Source organism: Streptomyces sp. NPDC006134 (assembly GCF_040628835.1).
Lineage (GTDB): Bacteria > Actinomycetota > Actinomycetes > Streptomycetales > Streptomycetaceae > Streptomyces.
The window spans coordinates 1-1,905 of sequence record NZ_JBEXTV010000146.1; the positions used below are offsets into that span (position 1 = coordinate 1).

The 1,905-nt window shown below is 75.1% G+C and carries 1 protein-coding gene; it reads left to right on the top strand.

Annotated features, from left to right (window positions below; genetic code table 11):
• Nucleotides 1-1,905: beta-ketoacyl synthase N-terminal-like domain-containing protein (locus ABZ340_RS36550; protein ID WP_358786209.1), on the top strand; the 1,905-nt coding region annotated here is incomplete at both ends.

The window sequence follows — 1,905 nt, forward strand, 5'->3', positions numbered from 1 at the left end:
CCTCGGTGGAACTGCGCAACCGGCTCCGCGAGGCGACCGGCCTGAAGCTGCCCCCCACGCTGGTCTTCGACTACCCGACCCCGCAGGCCCTCGCCGGGTACCTGCGCGAGGAGTTCGGTGACACGGCGACGGCCGGTGCCTCCGGCCTCGCGACCACGGCCGCCGTCGCGGACCCGGACGAGCCGATCGCGATCGTGGGCATGGCGTGCCGCCTGCCCGGCGGTGTGACGGGCCCCGAGTCCCTGTGGCGCCTGGTGCACGAGGGGCGCGAGGGCATGTCCGACTTCCCCGACGACCGTGGCTGGGACATGGCGGGCCTGTTCGACGCCGACCCGGACAGCGTGGGCACGTCGTACGCCAGCCGGGGCGGCTTCGTACAGGGAGCGGGGTCCTTCGACGCCGGGTTCTTCGGGATCTCGCCGCGTGAGGCCCTCGCCATGGACCCGCAGCAGCGTCTGCTCCTGGAGACCTCCTGGGAGGCCCTGGAGAGCGCCGGCGTCGATCCGACGTCGCTGAAGGGCACCGACGTCGGCGTGTTCTCCGGGGTGTCCCACCAGGGGTACGGAGCCGGGGTCGCCGCGCCGGAGCTGGAGGGCTTCGCGAGCACGGGCACCGCGTCGAGTGTGGCGTCGGGCCGGGTGTCGTACGTCTTCGGCTTCGAGGGCCCGGCCGTCACCGTGGACACGGCCTGCTCGTCGTCGCTGGTGGCGATGCACCTGGCGGCGCAGGCGCTGCGCCAGGGCGAGTGCTCGATGGCGCTCGCCGGCGGCGTGACCGTGATGGCGACCCCCGTCAGCTTCGTGGAGTTCTCGCGCCAGCGGGGCCTGGCCGCCGACGGCCGCTGCAAGGCGTTCGCGGACGGCGCCGACGGCACGGGCTGGGCCGAGGGCGTGGGCCTGGTCGTCCTGGAGCGGCTGTCGGTGGCCCGGGAGCGCGGCCACCGGGTGCTCGCGGTCCTGCGCGGCAGCGCGGTCAACCAGGACGGCGCGTCCAACGGGCTCACCGCTCCGAACGGTCCCTCGCAGCAGCGCGTGATCCGCAAGGCCCTCGCCGGCGCCGGGCTCTCGACGGCGGACGTGGACGCCGTGGAGGGCCACGGGACGGGTACGGCGCTGGGCGATCCGATCGAGGCGCAGGCGCTGCTCGCCACGTACGGGCAGGACCGTGACCCCGGGAAGCCGCTGTGGCTGGGGTCGCTGAAGTCGAACATCGGGCACACGCAGGCCGCCGCGGGCGTGGCCGGTGTGATCAAGATGGTGCAGGCCCTGCGGCACGGCGTGCTGCCGCCCACCCTGCACGTGGACGCGCCCACGTCCCGGGTGGACTGGTCCGAGGGCGCGGTGGAACTGCTGACCGAGGCGCGGGAGTGGCCGCGTGACGGCCGCCCGCGCCGGGCGGGTGTCTCCTCGTTCGGCATCAGCGGCACGAACGCGCACCTGATCCTGGAGGAGGCCCCGCGGGAGCCGGCCGAGCCCGTCTCCGACGAGGCCGCGCCCGCCGGTACGGTGCCGCTCGTGGTGTCGGCGCGCAGCGTGGGTGCGCTGGCGGCCCAGGGCGAGCGGCTGGCGGCCTTCGTCGAGGAGGCGGACGAGCCGTCGCCGGCGGGTGTCGCCGGGGCGCTGGTCTCGAAGCGGGCGCTGCTGAGCGAGCGCGCGGTGGTCGTGGCCGGCTCGAACGAGGAGGCGGTCGCCGGACTCCGGGCGCTGGCACGCGGCGAGAACCCGGCCGGTCTGGTCACCGGCAGGGTGAGCGTCTCGGGCGGGCCGGGCAAGGTGGTGTGGGTGTTTCCGGGCCAGGGTTCGCAGTGGGTCGGTATGGGGCGGGAGTTGCTGGAGTCCTCGCCGGTGTTCGCGGAGCGGGTCGCGGAGTGTGCGGCGGCGCTGGAGCCGTATATCGACTGGTCGC